This is a genomic window from Eikenella longinqua, from assembly GCF_001648355.1.
In the GTDB taxonomy this organism is placed as follows: Bacteria; Pseudomonadota; Gammaproteobacteria; order Burkholderiales; family Neisseriaceae; genus Eikenella; species Eikenella longinqua.
This window is the reverse complement of record NZ_LXSL01000014.1, coordinates 18,812-38,607: the sequence shown is the minus strand read 5'-3', so window position 1 is coordinate 38,607 and position 19,796 is coordinate 18,812. Positions and strand designations below refer to the sequence as shown.

Here is a 19,796-nt window from a genome sequence, read left to right as displayed (position 1 = left end):
CGGCCAAACCGCGTTGAAGCTACCTGAAAAACCAAAAACAGCGGCGCACCCAGCGCCACCACCCATCCACCCAAGGAGCAATCATGGGCAAACAACGCATCATCCTCGGCATCAGCGGTGCCAGCGGCTTCCAATACGGCCACAAAGCCTTGCAGCTCTTGCAGGCCGTGCCCGATCTGGAAGTGCACCTCGTTATCTCCAAAGGCGCGGAAATGACCCGCTCGCTGGAAACGCCCTACAGCCGCGAAGAAGTGCTGGCCATGGCCGATGTAGTCCACCCGATTCAGGATTTGGGCGCATCTATTTCCAGCGGCTCGTTCCAAACCCTCGGCATGCTGGTGGCGCCCTGCTCCATGCGTTCCCTGGCCGCCATCGCCCACGGCCTGAGCGACAACCTGCTCACCCGCGCCGCCGACGTGGTGCTCAAAGAACGCAGGAAGCTGGTGCTGATGGCGCGCGAAACGCCGCTCAACCTCGCCCATATCGACAACATGCGCCGCGTTACCGAAATGGGCGGCATCATCTTCCCGCCCGTGCCCGCGCTCTACCACCGCCCGCAAACGCTGGACGACATCCTCACCCACAGCGTCGGCCGCGCGCTGGATTTGTTCGGCATTTCCGTGCGGCACCTGCCGCGCTGGAGCGGCGGAGCAGAATAACTCATTTAATTTAGGAGAATATCATGCTTATTGGCCCTTTTGTAAATGGTAGCGCCGTCGTGATCGGCGGACTCCTTGGTGCTTTTGCCGGCAACAAGCTGCCTGAACGCGTACGCGTCGGCCTCAACCCTTTGTTTGGTTTATGTTCCATTGGTTTGGGTATCATGGCTATCCCGGGCGTAAAATACTATGCTGCAGTAGTGTTGGCTTCGGTTATCGGCTTAACTATCGGCGAGTTGTGTTACATCGAAAAAAACATCAACAAGCTGGCTGCCTCTACCCGTACTCTGATTGACAAATTCCTGCCTTCCAATGGCACTTTGTCGCATGAAGAATTTTTGGATAAATTTGTTGCCATCTTGGTATTATTTTGCGCCAGCGGTACTGGCGTATTCGGCTCTATGCACGAAGGCATGACTGGCGATCCCTCCATCCTCTACATCAAAGCCATTTTGGACTTCTTTACCGCCGGCATCTTCGCCATCACGCTAGGCTACGCCGTATCCGCCATCGCCGTTCCGCAACTGGCCATTCAGCTCACACTGGCTACGTTGGCTGGGCTGATTGTGCCGCTCACCACCCCCGAAATGCGTGCCGACTTTGCCGCTGCTGGCGGGCTGATTATGGTGGCTACCGGTCTCCGGATTACCGGTATCAAATCCTTCCCTGTAGCCAATATGCTGCCTGCCTTGATACTGGCAATGCCCATTTCATATTTGTGGGCAACCTACGTCGCCGGGCATTAGCCTCCAGGCCACCTGAAAACCTGTGTGGGCTGCACAGAAACTCGCCTTCTTATTGGCAGCCTCGTTTTCACTATCAAACGTCAAACTCCCGGCGAAACCAAACGGCACGGCAGGCTACCTGAAACCTGCCGCGCCGTTTCCTTTCGCCCCATATTTTCCACTTTGCCGAAGTCCTGCCAAACCCTCGTTTTAGCGAAATCCGCTTCACCCATTTTCAGGTAGCCCGCTATACCGTTTCCCGCCCAGCTACTACCATTCGCCACGCAAAGCCGTTTGCACCATTTTTGCAGCACCTATAGTGGATTAAAATCAGAATGGGACAAGGCGGCGAGCCGCAGACAGTACAAGCAGTAGCAAGGCGAGTCAACGCAGTAGCATTCTGATTTTAATCCACTATATTTTCAGGCAGCCTTCCCACCACCCACACTCGCCCACACACCATGCCGCCCCTGCCCACCCACATCCGCACCTTCCTTGCCGGACACCACGTCGTCAGCCTCGCCGCCAGCCACAACGGCGAACTGTGGAGCGCCAGCTGCTTCTACGTATTCGACGAAGCCGCTGCCCGCCTCATCGTGCTCACCAGCAAAACCACCCACCACGGCCGCCTCATGCTGCTCAACCACCGCATTGCCGGCACCATCGCCGGCCAGCCCGCACGCATCCGCGACATCTGCGGCATCCAATTTGCCGCCCGCGCTGAATGCCTCACCGAGCCCGCCGCACGCCGCGCCGCACTCGAGCTCTACGCCCAAGCCCACCCCGTGGCCAAAGTCTTCCCCAGCGACATCTGGCAGCTCAGCCTCGACTACATCAAACACACCAGCAACCGCCCCATCTTCGCCCACAAAACCCATTGGCGGCGCAACGAAGAAAACAGCTAACCCATCCCGGCCGGCCAAATATTTTCAGGTAGCCTTCCCGCATTCGATATGAATACTGAAAAGGCTACCTGAAAACCCCGCCCGCCCTCACCGGCAACGCGGCGCCACAAACGGATAACCGTTTGCCATCACCTCCTCCAGCCCGCGGATTTCCGGCGTAGTGGTCAGCTTTACCAGCGCCGGGAAAAACACCTGTAAGCTGGGCAACACTTGTACCAATACGCTGTGGTGCAACTGCGATGGACATACTTCCGATTCCGGTAACAGCGCTGCCACCTCGATGCCCGACTCAATCCAATCCACAATCACGCTCGGCTGTGATACTCCCATTACCACCTTCGGCACAATGCCGCTCTTGTGCATCTGATCCATCAATTGTTCAAACGTGCCCACCCCGCTGCTGCGGCGCAGCAAAATCAGCGGCAGCGCGCCCAGCTGTTTCAGCGTCATCGTTTCGGGCGCGCCTTCTGGCAGCAGGCTGCGGTGCACCACGGCCACCAGCCACACCGCCGGCAGCGCCAGATAGCGGTAGCGCTCCAGCCGTTTCGGCTGCTGAATCAGCGCGATGTCTATCAGCTGATTGTTCAGCAGCGTTTCCAGGTGGCTGGAATCGGACACCAACACATTGATTTCCGTGTCGGCATACTGCCGGCGGATGGCCATAATCAGCGGGGTGAAATATTTTTGATAGAGATGGGTGAGCCCGATGCGCAACACGTGCTGCTGCTGTTGGGCGAAAACCAGCGTGTCGCGTTCGATATTGCCGATGCCCACCAAGATTTCCAGCGCGCGCTCATAAAGGAAGAAACCGGTGGGCGTGGGACGGATGCGCCCACCGTCGCGAAACAGCAGCGGCGTGCCGATTTCCTGCTCCAGCTCCTGCACGCGCTTGCTTAAGGGTGGCTGGGAAATATGCAGCGTTTCCGCAGCCTTGGTGAAGCTGCCGCATTCCACCACGGTGCAGAAATATTTCAGTCGTTTGATGTCCATCGCGTTTCTCCTATTGGGTGCTTAACGCGGCGCTGGCGGTTTCGGGCCGCGCCGCAATCCTCTGTTTTCTTTCAGGTAGACTCCCGCCGCAGGGGCTACCTGAAAATGGCAAGCTGTTTGGCAGGCTGTTATTTTTCACTTCGTTGCCATGCATGTTTTCGTTTTGCAGAAACCCGGTTTCTACGGAAACCTGTTTTCAGGTAGCCTGAAGCCCTTTCTAAGCAGCGGCCGGCGGCAAGAGGCTACCTGAAAAATGCCAGCGCCGATAAATCCGGGCTGCAAAGATTGTAGCAAACCCGCCGCACGCCCTGCCCGATGCCGTCGGAATTTTCCGCCGCCGCGCCGCCTTTTTCGCCCCGGCAGCCGCTTCCGCCCACAACAGGCTTGTGTTTTTATGCCAAACTGGCAATAATGCCGCCTGCCTCTGTGGCAACCGCTTCCAACCTCATCACAGCCAATCCGCCGCCGCAGGCGGGTTGGCTTCAAAAGTTAAAGAGAGTATCCAAGAATGGCTTTATTGGTACAGAAATACGGCGGAACATCGGTGGGCAGTTCCGAGCGCATCAAAAACGTCGCCAAACGCATCGCCCGCACCCGCGCCGAAGGGCACGACGTGGTGGTGGTAATGTCCGCCATGAGCGGCGAAACCAACCGCCTCGTGGCGCTGGCGCACGAAATCCAAGAATTCCCCGACCCGCGCGAAATGGACGTTGTCCTCGCCACTGGCGAGCAGGTAACCATCGGCCTTTTGGCCATGGCGCTGCAAGACATCGGCGTGCCCGCCAAGAGCTACACTGGCTGGCAGGTGTTGGTGCAAACCGACAACGCCCACACCAAAGCCCGCATCGAATATATCGACGACAGCAAAATGCGCGCCGACCTGGAGCAGGGCAAAGTGGTGATTGTGGCCGGCTTCCAAGGCGTGGATGCCGAAGGCAACATCACCACCCTCGGCCGCGGCGGCTCCGATACCTCCGCCGTGGCGCTGGCCGCCGCGCTCAAAGCCGACGAATGCCAAATCTACACCGATGTGGACGGCGTTTACACCACCGACCCGCGCGTGGTGCCCGAAGCACGGCGCATGCATACCGTGTCGTTTGAAGAAATGCTCGAGCTCGCCAGCCTGGGCAGCAAAGTGCTGCAAATCCGCTCGGTGGAATTTGCCGGCAAATATAAAGTCCGCCTGCGCGTGTTGAGCAGCCTCACCGAAGACGGCGAAGGCACCCTGATTACTTATGAGGAAGACCCCAATATGGAACAAGCCATCGTATCCGGCATCGCATTCGACCGCAACCAAGCCCGCATCAACGTGCGCGGCGTGCCCGACAAGCCCGGCATCGCCTATCAGATTCTCGGTGCCGTATCCGCCGCCAACATCGAAGTGGACATGATCATCCAAAACGCCGGCGAAGAAGGCACCACCGATTTCTCCTTCACCGTATCGCGCGGCGACTACCGCCACACGCTCGAGCTCTTGAAAGCCGTGGAAGACAACATCGGCGCGGCCGGCATCGACGGCGATGACACCGTATGCAAAGTATCCATCGTCGGCATCGGCATGCGCTCACACAGCGACGTGGCCGCCACCATGTTCCGCACACTGGCCGAAGAAAACATCAACATCCAGCTGATTTCCACCTCCGAAATCAAAGTGTCCGTGCTCATCGACGAAAAATACCTCGAGCTCGCCACCCGCGTGTTGCACAAAGCCTTCGGCCTCGACCGCGAATAAACCGCCCATGCCCGCGCCACCCGGCTCGGGCATTTTATTTTTCAGGTAGCCTTTACACACCATAAAGGCTACCTGAAAACACAATAGCCGCACCTCCTTTGCCATGCTTCTAAAATTTTCAGGTAGCCTCAAACTCCCGCAAAGGCTACCTGAAAATTTTCCGGCAACCGTAAAATCCTGCCTAAAAAAACCCTGTTTTTGTAAACCAACCCCCGCCGCGCCTCCGCCCGAGCCGCTCATCCTCCAAACAGGCCAGCCACACCCATCATCATTACCCCGCCCAAGCCATCATCTTCCCAAATCCCAGAAAACACCAAACAAATCAATCCAAAACCACACCCAAGCCAAATACCTTCTCTTGCTCCTACCAAGCCGCCGCCCGCCACGGCAACCCCGCGGCAGCAAGCCAAGCCGCAGCCCGTTCTCAGCCCGCCCGCCTGCCCAATCCAAGCCCACCAAAGCGCCGCAGCATTGCCTAAACATCCCAATACGGTAAAATACAGCCTTCCCAACCACTCGGCAGGAAAGTGCCATGAATATCGAAAAGAACAGCGTAGTAACCCTGCATTACGAAATGTTTGACGCCAACAACCAGCTCATCGACCAAACCGAAGAGCCCATCGCCTACCTGCACGGCGGCTACGACGGCATTTTCCCGCTGGTGGAAGAAGCGCTACACGGCAAAGCCGTGGGCGACGAAATCGACATCACCCTCCAGCCCGACGACGCCTTCGGCGAGCAAGACCCCGAGCTCGTGCGCCTCGAGCCGCTCGATGTTTTCCCCGTGGAAGTGGAAGTGGGCATGATGTTTGAAGCCGACGACCCCGTTACCGGCGACGCCATCGTTTACCGCGTTACCGACATCGCCGACGGCAAAGCCGTGGTAGACGGCAACCACCCCTTAGCCGGCATGAAACTGCGCTTCAAAGCCAAAGTGAGCGACATCCGCGCCGCCACACCCGAAGAAATCGCCCACGGCCATGCCCACGGCGAACACGGCCACCACCACTAAGCGCCGCCCATCCCTCCATCCGCCCGCCCGGCAAACCGCCGCCGCGGGCGGATTTGTTTTGCCGCATCCGCCCTTTCCCAGCCTCCCGTAAAACAAACGATACATTTCCACCTCAAAGGCTACCTGAAAACCCCCGCAGGCTACCTGAAAAATGCCAACTCGCGTATCATATGGCGGATTAAACCAAACCCTTTCCACTCCACACTATAGTGAATTAAATTTAAACCGGTACGGCGTTGGCTCGCCTTGCCGTACTGCTTGTACTGTCTGCGGCTCGCCGCCTTGTCCCGATTTAAATTGAATCCACTATATATTCCAAATTCCAATAATTCAGAGGAGCCGTTTCATGAGCCTGCCCGCCCCGGTTTTACGCCTGCAAGATTGCGCCCGCCAACAGAATTTTACGGAAGACTTCCCCCCCTTCCTCGCCGGCTACTACCGGCAGGCCGACTTCGCCGACCTCGCCCGCTATAGCGACGACGCCCTCGTGGCCGCCGCCGACTCCCACCGCAAGCTCGCGCAAGAGCCCCGCGCCGCCGGCAAAGCCGTGGTGCGCGTATCGCCCACCGGCGACGCCGTGCAGCACACCCTGGTGGAAATCGTGGCCGACGACACCCCTTTTCTGCTCGACTCCCTGCTGATGCTGCTCAACCGCGAGCAGCGCCCCCCGCTGGCCGTGCTGCACAGCGTGTGGCACGTCAAACGCAGCGACAACGGCCAAGCCGCCGCCATCCAGGCCGAAGCGCACGAAGGCAGCGCCAAAGAAACCCTGGCCGCCTTCTATCTGGAGGGCGCCGAAGCCGCGCAAGATCAAGAGCTGGCCGAGAAAATCCGCCTGCTGCTGGCCGAGCTGGGCATGCTGGCCGCCAGCGAGCACAAACTGCGCGGCCAGCTCCTGCTGGTCAACCAAATGATTTTAAACGAAGGCCGCAGCCACGACGCCGAAATCGTCTCCTTCCTCAGCTGGCTGGCCGACCGTAACTTCCTGCTGATGGGCTTCTGCGAATACGATTTGGTGAGCCAGTCCGGCAGCCCGCGCCTCCAGCCCAAAGCCGACACCGCGCAAGGCATCCTCACCCAAAACAACAGCCGCTTCCTCGCCGACAACTTCGCCGCCCTTTCCGACGCCGACAAAAAACAGTGGCTGCACAGCGACCGCCTGCTGCTCGACCGCTCCTCCCACCGCAGCCGCATCCACCGCCCCGCCTACTACAACCTCATCGGCATCCAAAAGCTCAACGCCAGCGGCCAAGTGATCGGCCAATGGTGCTTCATCGGCCTCTACACCGCCCCCGCCTACACCGGCAGCATTTGGGACATCCCCGTGCTGCGCCGCAAAGCCGAACACGCCCTCAAACACTTCGCCTTCGAAGACGGCAGCCACAACGAACGCCAGCTGCGCCACCTGCTGCAAACCTACCCGCGCGACGAGCTGTTTGAAACCGGCGAGGGCGAGCTTGTTGAAACCCTGGGCGGCCTGCTCGCCCTCAGCCGCCGCCCGCGCACCCGCCTGTTTGCCCGCGCCGACCTGTTCAAACGCTATGTGTCCGTGCTGTGCTATCTGCCCAAAGAGCAGTTCGACAGCCGCCTGTGCCAGCGCATAGCAGGCTACCTGAAAACCGCGCTCGCCGCCGAGAGCTGCGAATTCGCCGTGCAGCTGGCCGACGACAGCGCGCTGGCCTGCGTGCCATTCCTGTGCCACACCAACGCCGCACGCCTGCCCGCCTTCCATTCCGCCAAGCTGGAGCAACACGTTGCCCGACTGGTGGAAAACGCCGAGGCCGACAACGCTGCCGCAGCCGCGCCGCAACCCGAGCCCGCCGCCGAAGCGCCTGCCGAGCCGCAACAAGCTGCCCCCGCAGCCGCCCCCGCGCCCAAGGCCGACAAACCCGTCGCCCACGCCGAAGCAGACGGCGCCTTCTCCGCCGCCTACCGCGAAGCCTTCGGCCCCGAGCAGGCCATTGCCGATTTGAAACACGCCGCCCAGCTCTCCGACGAGCAGCCCGTGGTGGCCACCTTCGGCGCGCAAGATAACCCCGTGGCGCCCTATGCCTTCCGCCTCTACACCCCGCAAATCAGCCCCAGCCTGTCGCAAACCCTGCCGCTGATTGAAAACATGGGCTTGAGCGTGCACACCGCCGTGCCCTACACGCTCTACACCGAAGACGCCGCCGTCGGCCTCACCCACTTCTCCGCCGCCGCCAGCGTGCCGGTGCAGCAAGCTGCCGAAGGCGGGCCGGCCGCCGCTGCCGAGCTGCCCGAGCTGTTTGCCGAACTCTGGGCCGGCCGCGTGGAAAACGACCGCTTCAACGCCTTGGTGCTCGCCGCCGGCATTTCCTGGCGCAACAGCGTGCTGCTGCGCGCCATTGCCAAATACCTGAAACAGGCCACCCTGCCTTTCAGCCAGGAGCGCATCGAGCAAACCCTCATCCGCCACGGCGCCATCGCCGCCAAATTGGCTGATTTGTTTGCCGCCCGCCTGCACCCCGAAGAAGCCGACGACAACCGCGCCCTGATGATCAACAGCGAACTCACCGGCCTCTTGGCCGACGTGCCCTCGCTCGACGACGAACGCATCATCAACGCCTTCCGCGCCGTCATCCTCGCCGTGTGCCGCACCAACTTCTGGCAAACCGATAAAGCAGGCTACCTGAAACCCGAAATCAGCTTGAAAATCAAATCCAAAGACATCCCCTTCCTGCCCAAACCGCACCCCATGTATGAAATTTGGGTGTACAGCCCGCGCGTGGAAGGCATCCACCTGCGCGGCAGCAAAGTGGCGCGCGGCGGCCTGCGCTGGTCCGACCGTTTCGACGACTTCCGCACCGAAGTGCTCGGCCTGGTGAAAGCGCAGATGGTGAAAAACGCCGTCATCGTGCCCAGCGGCTCCAAAGGCGGCTTCGTGTGCAAACAGCTGCCCGATGCCGCAGCCGACCGCGAAGGCTACCTGAAAGAAGGCGTGGCCTGCTACCGCATCTTCATCAACGCCCTGCTCGACCTCACCGACAACCGCACAGCCGAAGGCATCGAGCCCCCGCCGCAGCTGCACCGCCGAGACGGCGACGACCCCTACCTGGTAGTGGCCGCCGACAAAGGTACCGCCTCCTTCTCCGACACCGCCAACGCCCTGGCCGCCGAACACGGCTTCTGGCTCGACGACGCCTTCGCCTCCGGCGGCAGCGCCGGCTACGACCACAAAGGCATGGGCATCACCGCCCGCGGCGCCTGGGAATCCGTGAAACGCCACTTCCGCCATCTGGGCAAAGACATCCAAAATGAAGACTTCACCGTGGTGGGCATCGGCGACATGGGCGGCGACGTGTTCGGCAACGGCATGCTCCTGAGCGAACACATCCGCCTCCAAGCCGCCTTCAACCACCGCCACATCTTCATCGACCCCAACCCGAACGCCGCCAAGAGCTTCGACGAGCGCAAACGCCTGTTCCAAAGCGGCGGCGGTTGGGAAAAATACAGCCGCTCGCAGATTTCCCAAGGCGGCGGCGTGTATGAGCGCAGCGCCAAATCCATCGCCATCACGCCCGAAGTGAAAGCCTGGCTCGGCATCGAAGCCGAAAGCCTCACCCCCAACGAGCTCATCCGCGAGCTGCTCAAAGCCGACGTGGAACTGCTCTACAACGGCGGCATCGGCACCTACATCAAAGCCGAAGCCGAAAGCCACGCCGACGCCCGCGACAAAGCCAACGATGAAGTGCGCGTGAACGGCAGCGAGCTGCGCGCCAAAGTGTTGGGCGAAGGCGGCAACCTCGGCGCCACCCAGCTCGGCCGCATCGAATACTGGCAAAACGGCGGCCGCTGCTGCACCGACGCCATCGACAACTCCGCCGGCGTAGATTGCTCCGACCACGAAGTAAACATCAAAATCCTGCTCGGCGAAGCCGTGCGCGCCGGCCGCCTGCCGCAAGAAGAGCGCGACGAGCTGCTCAAACAGATGACCGCCGAAGTGGCACAACTCGTGCTGCAAGACAACTATTTACAAACCCAAGCCCTTTCCGTGGCCCAGCTCAATCCTTCAGGCTACCTGAAAACCGCCGCCAACCTCATCGGCTATCTCGAAGAGCACGCCGCTTTAGACCGCGCCGTGGAATTCCTGCCCGATGCAGCCGAAATCCAGCGCCGCGCCGCCGCAGGCCAAGGCTTGAGCAACCCCGAAGTGGCCGTATTGCTCTCCTACAGCAAAATGCACTGCCAAGACGCCATCCTCGGCAGCGACATCCCCGACGACCCCAACTTCCTGCCCGCCCTGATCCGCTATTTCCCCGCCCCGCTGCAACAGCAGTACGGCACCGAAATGCAGCATCACTACCTGAAACGCGAAATCATCGCCAGCCAGCTGGCCAACCGCATCATCAACCGCATGGGGCCGCACTTCATCCAGCGTTGCAGCGAAGAAAACCAAGCCTCCGTGGCCAACGTGGTGCGCGCCTACTGGCTGGCCGACATCCTGCTCGACGGCGAAGCCCGCTTCCAAGCCATCCAAGCCTTCGACAACCGCCTACCCGCCGAAGCGCAAATGCGTCTGATTGCCGACGTAGCCGAGCTCATCAGCCACGTGGCCGGTCAGCTGCTGCGCAACCGCCGCCCCTTCGGCAACCTCGGCAGCCTCATCACGCAATATCGTGCGCAAACCGTTGAATTTATGCAGCAGCTGCCCGCCCGCATCCAAGCCGAAGAGCACCCCAGCATCGCCGAGCGCGAAGCCCGCTTAAGCGGCTACAGCGTGCTCAGCGCGCAGGAAACCGCCGAGCTCGCACGCCTGCCCTTTGCCGCCAACGTGCTGGCCGTGGTGGATTTGGCCGCCGATTTAGGCAAGCCCGTGGAAACCGTGGCCAAAGCCTATTTCATGCTGTCCGAACGGCTGAACATGAGCTGGATTTACCGCGCCATCGCCAAACTGCCGCGCGGCAACCAATGGCAAGGCCAAGCCTGCCTGGCAATCTACGAAGACGCCACCCAAATCCACCTCGATCTCACCCGCGACTTCCTGCAGGCCGGCAGCAACGGCCACGCCGCCGCCAAAATCGCCGCTGCCCGCAGCCAGATTGCCGACATGCAGCAATACGAGCCCGCCGATTTGTCGATGCTCGCCGCGCTGGTGCGCAATCTCTCGAAAATCGCCAATCCGGCCGAGGATGCAAAACGCGCATGAGTCAGCCCTCCCTCCCCGGCAGCCGCCCGCTGCTCGCCATCGACACCTCCACCCAGTGGCTGTCGCTGGCGCTGCGGCACGGCGGGCAAACCCATCTGTTCCATGAGGAAACCGGCAACCGCCAATCCGAGCTCATCCTGCCGCAGATTGCCGCGCTGCTGGCAGAAGCCGGGCTGGCCGTGGCCGATTTGGGCGCCATCGCCTATGCCCAAGGCCCCGGCGCCTTCACCGGCCTGCGCATCGGCGCCGGCGTGGCGCAGGGTTTGGCCGCCCCGTTCGGCATCCCGCTCATCCCCGTTCCCTGCCTCGACGCCGTCGCCTCGCTCTGCCCCGGCCAAGCCGCCGTGCTGGCCGCCACCGACGCGCGCATGGGCGAAGTGTTCTACGCCTGGTTCGACACCCAAATATGGCAACGCTTAAGCCCCTATCACGTGGGCAAAGCCGCCAGCATCAGGCTACCTGAAAACATCAGGCTACCTGAAAAAAATATGCCCGGCCAAAACTCAGGCAATCCGTTTTCAGGTAGCCCCAAGCACGCCGGCATCTGCGGCATCGGCAATGCCTTCGCCCTGCCCGAGCCCCCGCCCTTCCCCGGCCGCCCCGGCATGCCCACCGCCGAACACTACCTCGCACTCGCCGCCTCCGGCCGCTATCCCGCCGTGAGCGCCGCCGAAGCCGAGCTGCTCTACGTGCGCGACAAAGTCGCCCTCACCGCCGCCGAGCAGGCCGCCAGAAAAGGCGCAGCATGATCGTCCGCCTCGCCCGCCCGAGCGACAGCCCCGCACTGGCCCAGCTCGATGCCCAATGCAACCCCTCCCCCTGGTCGGAAAAACAATTCGCCGCCTGCATCGGCCACGCCAACGAAACTGTGCTGCTGGCCGAACAAGGCAAAGAGCTGGCCGGGCTCATCGTGTGGCAAACCGTGCTTGACGAAGCCGAGCTGCACCTCATCGACACCGCCCCCGCCCACCGCCGGCAAGGCATCGCCACCCTGCTGCTCGGCCAGCTCTTCAAACAAGCCGCCGCCAAACACATCCGCCGCATCTTCCTCGAAGTGCGCAGCAGCAACCGCGCCGCCTTCGCCCTGTATCAACAACACGGCTTCATCCCCAGCGGCCGCCGCCCCGGCTACTACCCCCGCCCCGACGGCAGCCGCGAAGACGCCCTGCTGATGGAGAAACTATGCTGAGCAGCCGCTATCTGCACCTGCACCAAGCCCTCGACCTCGGCCCGATGTGGCTCAAACGCGGCGCATACCCCACCGCCGCCCAGCCCCAAAGGCTACCTGAAAACAAGCAAAGCGAGTTTCGCCAAAACGAGCAAAGCGAGTTCCTGCACAACAAAAACGGCAATACCGAGTTTTCGCGCAGCAAAAACGAAAGCCATGAGTTTTCGCACGGCAAAAACGAGCCCAGCGAACACCCGCACCGCCCAAGCACCGCCGCCGAGCCGCCAGCTCCCCACACCAGCCACAGGCTACCTGAAAAACCCAGCCGCCCGAGCCCGGCAGCCCGCGCTGCCCAGCCCGCGCCCCAAGGCCACCGCGCCGACGTGCTCGCCGCCGTGGCCACCCCGCAGCCGTATCAAAACGAAACCCGCAGCCAAGCCGCCCCCGCTGCCAGCCCCCTTGCCCTCGTGCAAAAACTATGGGCCGAGCAGCCCTTCCCCGCCTTCGCCGACACCAACAGCTTGCAGCAGCACGCCGCCGCCTGCACCGCCTGCCGACTGCACAACGAGCGCAAACAAGCCCTAAGCGGCCGCGGCGCCGTGCCCGCCCAACTCATGGTCATCAGCCGCAACCCCGCCCCCAGCGACGACGAAGCCGGCCAGCTGCTCGGCGGCCGCCACGGCCAGCTGCTCGACAACATGCTCGCCGCCATCCGCCTTGCGCCCGAGCAAGTTTTCCGCACCGCCTGGCAGCGCTGCACCCCCCGCATCTCGCTCCAACCCACCCCCGAAGAGCAAGTGCGCTGCGCCGCCTTTATCCGCCAAGAAGCCGCCTGGATTCAGCCCCGGGCCCTGTTGCTGCTCGGCAACAGCTTCTACGACCCCGTGCAGCAATGGCTCACCGCCCAAATCGCCCCCGGCATCCCCGCCTTCATCGTTCCCCACCCCGCCATCCTGCTGCGGCAGCCCGAGCTCAAAGCCCAAACCTGGGCCACGCTCAAACAGTTGCAGCAGCATCTGGCCAAAAGCTGAAGCCCCTATTTTTCAGGTAGCCCCTTTCCCGCAGCAGGCTACCTGAAAACCATGCCCTGGCACAGCCAAGGCCGGGCTGCTGCCACGCGGAAACGATAATCCCCAAACCGCAAACCCAAGCAAAACCCGCCCCGCCGCTTCGCATCCGCCCCACCCTGGGCTATACTGCCGCCCTTTAATCGGCCACCACCGAACCATGTTGAAAAAAATCCTCTATTCCACCCTCATCCTGCTTTTTGCCGCCATCGCCCTGTTTGCCGGCCTGCTCTTCGCCCCCAAAGACACCGGCAGCCAACGCCTGCGCGTGGAGCGCGGCAGCGGCATCGCCAGCGTGAGCCGCACCCTCGCCGCCAACGACGCCATCTACAGCCGCTGGGTGTTCGTGGCCGCCGCCTACCTCACCGGCACCCACAACCAGCTCCTGCCCGGCAACTACCGCCTCCAGCCCCGCGCCTCCTCCTGGCAAATCCTGCGCCACCTCAAAAACGGCCGCCCCGACACCGTTACCGTGCGCATCATCGAAGGCATGAGCTTTGCCCAAATGCGCCGCCGCATCAACCAAACCGCCGACATCCGCCACGACACCGCCAACTGGAGCGACCAACAACTCCTCGCCGCCGTCGCCTCCGACGCCCAAGGCCGGCACCCCGAAGGCCGCTTCTTCCCCGACAGCTACGAAATCGACTACGACAGCAGCGATTTGCAAATCTACCGCCTCGCCTACCAGCGCATGCAAAACCAGCTCGAAAGCGCCTGGGCAGACCGCGCCCCCAACCTGCCCTATCAAAACCCCTACGAGCTGCTCACCATGGCCAGCATCATCGAAAAAGAAACCGCCCACGAAGAAGACCGCGCCAACGTGGCCGCCGTATTCGTCAACCGCCTCAACCAAGGCATGCGCCTGCAAACCGACCCCACCGTCATCTACGGCATGGGCAGCGCCTACCGCGGCCGTATCCGCCGCGCCGACCTCCAGCGCGACACCCCCTACAACACCTACACCCGCGACGGCCTCCCCCCCACCCCCATCGCCCTGCCCGGCGAAGCCGCCCTCCAAGCCGCCGCCCACCCCAGCAACGCCACCTACCTCTATTTCGTTTCCCGCATGGACGACACCGGCAAAAGCGAATTCAGCCACACCCTCGACGAACACAACGCCAACGTCCGCCGCTACATCTTAAAAAGGCCGTAACATGACCGCCCTGCTCGACCTCATCCCCCTCATCGCCTTCTTCATCGCCTCCAAGAAATTCGGCCTCTTGGCCGGCGCCGCCGCCGTATTGGCCAGCACCCTCATCGTGTACGGCATCCACCTCGCCCGCCAGCAATGGCGGCTCACCAAACAGCAATGGGTGGTGCTCCTGCTCACCATCCTCTTCTGCGGCGCCACCATCCTCCTGCGCGACGACCTCTACCTGCGTTGGAAAACCCCCATCATCAACCTCAGCTTCGCCCTCGCCCTCGCCGTGAGCGCCCTCATCGGCAAACCCCTGATGCAGCCCGTGGCCAAAGATATTTTCCATTTCAGCCCGCGCGGCTGGCAGCGCCTCACCCTCGCCTGGGCCGCCTTCTTCCTCCTGCTCGCCGCCCTGCACTACTGGTTTGGCCTCTACCACTACGACGCCTCCGAGCAAGCCAAAAACCTCTTCATCCACTTTAAAAGCTACGGCCAGCTCATCCTCATGGTGTTCTTCCTCATCGCCCAAGGCATCGTCTTGCGCAAACACCTGAAAACCGAAGCCCAAGCTCCCACCGAAAGCGAGCCCCCCGAGCAGCCAAGCAAACCCTAAAACCGAAAGGCTACCTGAAACCCCGCATATTTTTCAGGTAGCCTCTATCCAGCCAAAGGCTACCTGAAAACCTACCCACACATTTTTCAGGTAGCCCTAGCCGAAACCAAACAAAGCAGCATCCTCCGCGCAAGAGAAGCTCATGCCCAAACCCGCCGCCCAAAAACCGCCCTTTATCGGCCACAACATCAATCCCCACGATTTGGATTGGGATATCGGCACCGACCCGCGCTTCTATCTCGCAGACACCCAAGAAATCGCCGGCTACTGGACCAACGGCAAACAAGTCTTCTACCGCTACCGCCCCATCAAAAAAGCCAACCCCGAAACCTTCATCTATTTCAATTCCCTTTTCGCCCAAGACGACAAACACTGCTACATCATGTGGCGCAAACTCAAAGGCGCCAAACCCGACCACTTCCACGTGCTCAACGAATGCTACGCCACCGACTACCAAGCCATTTGGGCAACCAACCGCCGCCTCGAGCTTGCCGACGGCCAAACCTTTGAAGTGTGCGACCAAGGCCTCGCCAAGTTCGATTTCAGCCACAACTGGGACTGGCATAGGGAGTTTACCGACGGCATCAAAAGAATCGTGCTCACGCCCGTTCCCGCAGGCTATGCCAAAGACAGCCGGCAGGTATACTACAACTTCGACGGCAGGATAAAGATCCTACCCAAAGCTGACCCCGCCACTTTCGTATCCATGAACGACGGCATTTTTGCCAAAGACGAGCGCCACGTTTTCCACGAAGCACGCATCCTGCCCGGAGCCAATCCCGCCACCTGGCAAAAACTCACGCACGACTACTCCAAAGACGACAAACGCATTTACTACCAGAACAAGCCCCTCAAAGCAGCCGACCACGACACCTTCCAAGTAGTGCAACTTACCCGCCCGCAAGGTTACGATTGGGCTTACGGCAAAGACAAAAACCAATATTATTGCAACGGCGAAGCCATGACCGAAGCCGAAGCATGGGAAAGCGCGGATACATTCGCCTCCATTCTCGCCCCAAACGTTTTCAGGTAGCCTCCTCCCTGCACCAAGGCCACCTGAAAACAACACAAACCACCCAAACCGCCAAAAGGCTACCTGAAACCCCACCCACACATTTTTCAGGTAGCCCATCCCCCCGCAACAGGCCACCTAAAAGCAACGCTTCAACGGAGTTAAAAATGACCGCCCACTTCATCACCCTCGACGGCATCGACGGCGCCGGCAAAACCACCCAGCTCGCCGTCATCCGCGAATGGTTTGCCGCGCAAGGCCGCCCCGTCTTGTTCACCCGCGAGCCAGGCGGCACGCCCTTGGGCGAAGCCCTGCGCCGCCTGCTGCTCAACCCCCACACCCAAGCCGGCCTGCGCGCCGAAACCCTGCTCATGTTTGCCGCCCGCGCCCAACACATCGAAAGCGTCATCCTGCCCGCACTGGAGCGCGGCGTATCCGTTGTGTCCGACCGCTTCACCGACGCCACCTTCGCCTACCAAGGCGGCGGCCGCGGCCTGCCCGAAGCCGATATTGCCGCACTCGAACAATGGGTGCAGGGCAGCCTGCGCCCCCAGCTCACCATCCTGCTCGACGTGCCGCTCGAAGTTTCCCTCGAACGCATCGAGCGCAGCCGCAACAAAGACCGCTTCGAGCAGGAAGAAGCCGACTTCTTCACCCGCGTGCGCCAAAGCTACCTCGCCCGCGCCGCTGCCGCGCCCGAACGCTACGCCCTCATCAACAGCAACCGCGACAAAGCCCTCGTGCGCCGCGACATCGAAGCCGCGCTGGAAAAATTGTTCGCCTAGCGGCTTGCCCGATGATTTGAACACCGCCGCCCAAAAGTGCGATAATTTGCGCCGTTTTGCGGCATTCGCCAACCAACACCCTCGGAAACACCATGCAGGCAGCCTTCTACGATAAAGCAAACCGCCTTTTCTCCACCCTCACCGCCGACCCGCGCTGGAATGTGCAAAACGAACTGCTGTTTCAAGTGATGGGCTTCACCTTCTACGGCTACTGCTTCGGCTTCGGCCGCCTGGTGTGCTTTATGGATGCCGACGACATCGACGCCTATGTGGCGGGCAAATTCACCGGCCTCGGCGCAGGCGCGAAATATGTGCAGGGCATGATAGCGCGGGCGCGGCAGGATTTCGTTACCGTCGAAGATGCCGAAGCCGTGGATATGGATGATCCTTTAAGCCAGCTTATCGGCATCGGCCACTCCCACTTTGCCGCCGATGATTTCGCCCCGCTGATTGAATCCGTTTACGAAAACTACCGTCTGCTGGGCGGCGAGTAGCCCGCCATATTTTTCAGGTAGCCTCACTCTTTTCCAAACCAACCACTTAGGAACCACACCATGCCTTCCCCGCTTGCCAACGCCATCCGCTTCCTCTCCGTTGATGCCATCCAAAAAGCCAATTCCGGCCACCCCGGCGCCCCGATGGGCATGGCGGAAATGGCCGAAGTATTGTGGACCAAATTCCTGCGCCACAACCCCGCCAATCCCCAATTCCACAACCGCGACCGCTTCGTCCTCTCCAACGGCCACGCCTCGATGATTCTTTACAGCCTGCTGCACCTCACCGGCTACAATGTTTCCATCGACGACCTGAAACACTTCCGCCAGCTCCACAGCAAAACCCCCGGCCACCCCGAATACGGCTACACCGACGGCGTGGAAACCACCACCGGCCCGCTCGGCCAAGGCATCGCCAACGCCGTGGGTATGGCATTGGCGGAAAAAATCCTCGCCGCCGAGTTCAACAAAGACGGCCTGAACATCGTCGATCACCACACCTACGTCTTCATGGGCGACGGCTGCATGATGGAAGGCGTGTCGCACGAAGCCTGCTCGCTCGCCGGCACCTTGGGCTTGGGCAAGCTAATTGTGTTATACGACGACAACAACATCTCCATCGACGGCAAAGTGGACGGCTGGTTTACCGAAAACATCCCGCAACGCTTTGAAAGCTACGGCTGGCACGTTATCCCCAATGTAAACGGCCACGATACCGCCGCCATCCAGGCAGCCATCGAAGCCGCCCGCGCCGAAACCGGCAAACCTTCCCTCATCTGCTGCAAAACCCTTATCGGCAAAGGCAGCGCCAACAAAGAAGGCAGCCACAAAACCCACGGCGCGCCCCTGGGTGCGGACGAAATCGAAGCCACGCGCAAACACTTGGGCTGGGCGCACCCCGCGTTTGAAATCCCGCAGGGAATCTACGCCGTCTGGGACGCCAAAGCCAAAGGCGCCAAACTCGAAGCCGAATGGAACGAACTCTTCGCCCGATACCAAGCCCAATATCCTGCCGAAGCCGCAGAATTCGTGCGCCGCATGGAAGGCAGGCTACCTGAAAACTTCAGCGCCTATATTCAAGCAGCCTTGCAGGAAGTGTGCGCCAAAGCCGAAACCGTCGCCACGCGCAAAGCCAGCCAAAACAGCATCGCCATCCTGGCCAAAGCGCTGCCCGAGCTGGTGGGCGGCTCCGCCGACCTCACCCCGTCCAACCTCACCGACTGGCCGGGCAGCGTATCCGTAACGCGCGAGCATGGCGGCAACTACATCCACTATGGCGTGCGCGAATTCGGCATGGGCGCCATCATGAACGGCATGGCGCTGCATGGCGGCGTGAAGCCCTTCGGCGCCACCTTCCTCATGTTCAGCGAATACGAACGCAACGCCCTGCGCATGGCCGCGCTGATGAAAATCAACCCCGTATTCGTGTTCACCCACGATTCCATCGGCCTCGGCGAAGACGGTCCGACCCACCAGCCCGTCGAGCAAACCGCCACCCTGCGCCTGATTCCGAACATGGACGTATGGCGCCCCTGCGACACCGCCGAATCGCTGGTGGCGTGGTCGGAAGCCATCCAAGCCAAAGATCATCCCTCATGCCTGATTTTCAGCCGCCAAAACCTGAAATTCCAAGCGCGCAGCGAACAACAGCTTGCCGATATCCAACGCGGCGGCTATGTGCTGCGCGAAGCTGAAGGCGAAGCAAAAGCGGTCATCATCGCCACCGGCTCGGAAGTGGAATTGGCACTGAATGCGCAATCCGCTTTGGCGGAACAAGGCATCGCCGTGCGTGTGGTTTCCATGCCGTGCACCAACGTGTTCGACCGCCAAGACGCCGCCTACCGAGCCGCAGTCCTGCCCGAAGGCCTGCCGCGAGTGGCCGTGGAAGCCGGGCACGCCGACGGCTGGTATAAATACGTCGGTCTGAACGGCGCGGTGGTCGGCATCAACCGCTTCGGCGAATCCGCCCCGGCCGAGCTGTTGTTTAAAGAATTCGGCTTCACCGTGGAGAATGTGGTCGATACGGTGAAATCGGTGTTGTAAGCACCAAACGCCAAATAGGCTACCTGAAAAACCCTTCCGCTCGGAAGCCGGTATTTTTCAGGTAGCCTTTTATCGCGGGTTCCATTCACTGCAATACCAAGCAGCGGCGTGTGGCATGATTTGCCAAGATTTGCCGCCTTTTCTGCTCAGGATTTTCCGTTTGCCTTCCCCTTTCCGTTCCATACATTCCCCTATCAAAAAGTAAGTTTATGTTAATTTTGAAATCAGCCAAGACAAGCATTTCCTGATTAACGATCTCCTTATCTGCAATATTTTTCTGATA

Annotated in this window: 17 protein-coding genes; 15 read left to right on the top strand and 2 right to left on the bottom strand. The window is 61.1% G+C overall.

Translation table 11 applies throughout. From position 1 onward, the window contains the following. Positions 1 to 83: 83 nt before the first annotated feature. The 3 genes from A7P95_RS03515 (at position 84) to A7P95_RS03505 (ending at position 2,289) form a co-directional block, all read left to right on the top strand. The gene (locus tag A7P95_RS03515; RefSeq protein WP_067591256.1) at positions 84 to 659 is read left to right on the top strand and encodes a UbiX family flavin prenyltransferase; all 576 of its coding nucleotides are present in this window, start codon (positions 84 to 86) and stop codon (positions 657 to 659) included. A 23-nt stretch (positions 660 to 682) separates the two neighbouring features. Next, positions 683 to 1,405: a DUF554 domain-containing protein gene (locus A7P95_RS03510; protein ID WP_067591253.1), complete on the top strand. Its 723-nt coding sequence runs from the start codon at positions 683 to 685 to the stop codon at positions 1,403 to 1,405. 440 nt (positions 1,406 to 1,845) lie between these two features. Beyond that, a complete protein-coding gene (locus A7P95_RS03505; RefSeq protein WP_067591250.1) occupies positions 1,846 to 2,289 on the top strand; it encodes a PNPOx family protein in 444 nt (147 codons plus the stop codon). A gap of 87 nt (positions 2,290 to 2,376) precedes the next feature. On the opposite strand, the gene A7P95_RS03500 is transcribed toward A7P95_RS03505, so the two are convergent. Together A7P95_RS03500 and A7P95_RS11490 are read right to left on the bottom strand one after the other, a co-directional pair. Further along, positions 2,377 to 3,279, bottom strand: coding sequence for a LysR family transcriptional regulator (locus tag A7P95_RS03500; RefSeq protein ID WP_067591247.1), 903 nt, complete (start codon positions 3,277 to 3,279; stop codon positions 2,377 to 2,379). Between the two features lie 10 nt (positions 3,280 to 3,289). Further along, the gene (locus A7P95_RS11490) at positions 3,290 to 3,433 is read right to left on the bottom strand and encodes a hypothetical protein (RefSeq protein ID WP_156503480.1); all 144 of its coding nucleotides are present in this window, start codon (positions 3,431 to 3,433) and stop codon (positions 3,290 to 3,292) included. 354 nt (positions 3,434 to 3,787) lie between these two features. On the opposite strand from A7P95_RS11490, the gene A7P95_RS03495 reads away from it, so the two are divergent. From A7P95_RS03495 to tkt, 12 genes are all read left to right on the top strand, one after another. Next, a complete protein-coding gene (locus tag A7P95_RS03495) occupies positions 3,788 to 5,011 on the top strand; it encodes an aspartate kinase (RefSeq protein WP_067591244.1) in 1,224 nt (407 codons plus the stop codon). A 532-nt stretch (positions 5,012 to 5,543) separates the two neighbouring features. Next, positions 5,544 to 6,023 (top strand): FKBP-type peptidyl-prolyl cis-trans isomerase, encoded by a 480-nt coding sequence (locus tag A7P95_RS03490; RefSeq protein ID WP_067591241.1) that lies wholly within the window; start codon positions 5,544 to 5,546, stop codon positions 6,021 to 6,023. A gap of 346 nt (positions 6,024 to 6,369) precedes the next feature. Then, positions 6,370 to 11,190, top strand: a complete 4,821-nt coding sequence (locus A7P95_RS03485; RefSeq protein WP_067591238.1) for an NAD-glutamate dehydrogenase — start codon at positions 6,370 to 6,372, stop codon at positions 11,188 to 11,190. Then, entirely contained in the window at positions 11,187 to 11,939 is a 753-nt protein-coding gene (tsaB, locus tag A7P95_RS03480) for a tRNA (adenosine(37)-N6)-threonylcarbamoyltransferase complex dimerization subunit type 1 TsaB (RefSeq protein WP_067591234.1), read from the top strand. The genes A7P95_RS03485 and tsaB overlap by 4 nt, the downstream gene beginning before the upstream one ends. Further along, positions 11,936 to 12,379 carry a ribosomal protein S18-alanine N-acetyltransferase gene (gene rimI / locus A7P95_RS03475; protein WP_067591231.1) on the top strand — a complete coding sequence of 148 codons (444 nt, stop codon included), beginning with the start codon at positions 11,936 to 11,938 and terminating at the stop codon, positions 12,377 to 12,379. Before tsaB ends, rimI begins: the two co-directional genes overlap by 4 nt. Before the next feature lie 44 nt (positions 12,380 to 12,423). Then, on the top strand, positions 12,424 to 13,389 hold the full coding sequence (locus A7P95_RS12320) for a uracil-DNA glycosylase (RefSeq protein ID WP_281179401.1): 966 nt from the start codon (positions 12,424 to 12,426) through the stop codon (positions 13,387 to 13,389). Between the two features lie 196 nt (positions 13,390 to 13,585). Further along, positions 13,586 to 14,581, top strand: a complete 996-nt coding sequence (gene mltG, locus A7P95_RS03465) for an endolytic transglycosylase MltG (RefSeq protein WP_067591225.1) — start codon at positions 13,586 to 13,588, stop codon at positions 14,579 to 14,581. Position 14,582: 1 nt separating this feature from the next. Next, positions 14,583 to 15,179 (top strand): inner membrane-spanning protein YciB, encoded by a 597-nt coding sequence (locus tag A7P95_RS03460; RefSeq protein WP_067591222.1) that lies wholly within the window; start codon positions 14,583 to 14,585, stop codon positions 15,177 to 15,179. 142 nt (positions 15,180 to 15,321) lie between these two features. Beyond that, positions 15,322 to 16,212 carry a DKNYY domain-containing protein gene (locus tag A7P95_RS03455; RefSeq protein WP_067591219.1) on the top strand — a complete coding sequence of 297 codons (891 nt, stop codon included), beginning with the start codon at positions 15,322 to 15,324 and terminating at the stop codon, positions 16,210 to 16,212. A 146-nt stretch (positions 16,213 to 16,358) separates the two neighbouring features. Beyond that, the gene (tmk, locus tag A7P95_RS03450; RefSeq protein WP_067591216.1) at positions 16,359 to 16,976 is read left to right on the top strand and encodes a dTMP kinase; all 618 of its coding nucleotides are present in this window, start codon (positions 16,359 to 16,361) and stop codon (positions 16,974 to 16,976) included. Positions 16,977 to 17,068: 92 nt separating this feature from the next. Beyond that, positions 17,069 to 17,470: a hypothetical protein gene (locus A7P95_RS03445; protein ID WP_067591213.1), complete on the top strand. Its 402-nt coding sequence runs from the start codon at positions 17,069 to 17,071 to the stop codon at positions 17,468 to 17,470. 60 nt (positions 17,471 to 17,530) lie between these two features. Beyond that, positions 17,531 to 19,513 (top strand): transketolase, encoded by a 1,983-nt coding sequence (gene tkt, locus A7P95_RS03440; protein ID WP_067591210.1) that lies wholly within the window; start codon positions 17,531 to 17,533, stop codon positions 19,511 to 19,513. Positions 19,514 to 19,796: the final 283 nt, after the last annotated feature.

What these genes read in the sequence shown, in the direction of transcription:
- A7P95_RS12320 (WP_281179401.1), top strand. Translation starts at nt 12,424, where the DNA reads ATGTGGCTCAAACGCGGCGCATACCCCACCGCCGCCCAGCCCCAAAGG.
- A7P95_RS03460 (WP_067591222.1), top strand. Translation starts at nt 14,583, where the DNA reads ATGACCGCCCTGCTCGACCTCATCCCCCTCATCGCCTTCTTCATCGCC.
- A7P95_RS03515 (WP_067591256.1), top strand. Translation starts at nt 84, where the DNA reads ATGGGCAAACAACGCATCATCCTCGGCATCAGCGGTGCCAGCGGCTTC.
- mltG (WP_067591225.1), top strand. Translation starts at nt 13,586, where the DNA reads ATGTTGAAAAAAATCCTCTATTCCACCCTCATCCTGCTTTTTGCCGCC.
- A7P95_RS03495 (WP_067591244.1), top strand. Translation starts at nt 3,788, where the DNA reads ATGGCTTTATTGGTACAGAAATACGGCGGAACATCGGTGGGCAGTTCC.
- A7P95_RS03510 (WP_067591253.1), top strand. Translation starts at nt 683, where the DNA reads ATGCTTATTGGCCCTTTTGTAAATGGTAGCGCCGTCGTGATCGGCGGA.
- A7P95_RS03445 (WP_067591213.1), top strand. Translation starts at nt 17,069, where the DNA reads ATGCAGGCAGCCTTCTACGATAAAGCAAACCGCCTTTTCTCCACCCTC.
- A7P95_RS03455 (WP_067591219.1), top strand. Translation starts at nt 15,322, where the DNA reads ATGCCCAAACCCGCCGCCCAAAAACCGCCCTTTATCGGCCACAACATC.
- rimI (WP_067591231.1), top strand. Translation starts at nt 11,936, where the DNA reads ATGATCGTCCGCCTCGCCCGCCCGAGCGACAGCCCCGCACTGGCCCAG.
- A7P95_RS03485 (WP_067591238.1), top strand. Translation starts at nt 6,370, where the DNA reads ATGAGCCTGCCCGCCCCGGTTTTACGCCTGCAAGATTGCGCCCGCCAA.
- A7P95_RS03505 (WP_067591250.1), top strand. Translation starts at nt 1,846, where the DNA reads ATGCCGCCCCTGCCCACCCACATCCGCACCTTCCTTGCCGGACACCAC.
- A7P95_RS03490 (WP_067591241.1), top strand. Translation starts at nt 5,544, where the DNA reads ATGAATATCGAAAAGAACAGCGTAGTAACCCTGCATTACGAAATGTTT.
- tmk (WP_067591216.1), top strand. Translation starts at nt 16,359, where the DNA reads ATGACCGCCCACTTCATCACCCTCGACGGCATCGACGGCGCCGGCAAA.
- tkt (WP_067591210.1), top strand. Translation starts at nt 17,531, where the DNA reads ATGCCTTCCCCGCTTGCCAACGCCATCCGCTTCCTCTCCGTTGATGCC.
- A7P95_RS11490 (WP_156503480.1), bottom strand. Translation starts at nt 3,433, where the DNA reads ATGCATGGCAACGAAGTGAAAAATAACAGCCTGCCAAACAGCTTGCCA.
- tsaB (WP_067591234.1), top strand. Translation starts at nt 11,187, where the DNA reads ATGAGTCAGCCCTCCCTCCCCGGCAGCCGCCCGCTGCTCGCCATCGAC.
- A7P95_RS03500 (WP_067591247.1), bottom strand. Translation starts at nt 3,279, where the DNA reads ATGGACATCAAACGACTGAAATATTTCTGCACCGTGGTGGAATGCGGC.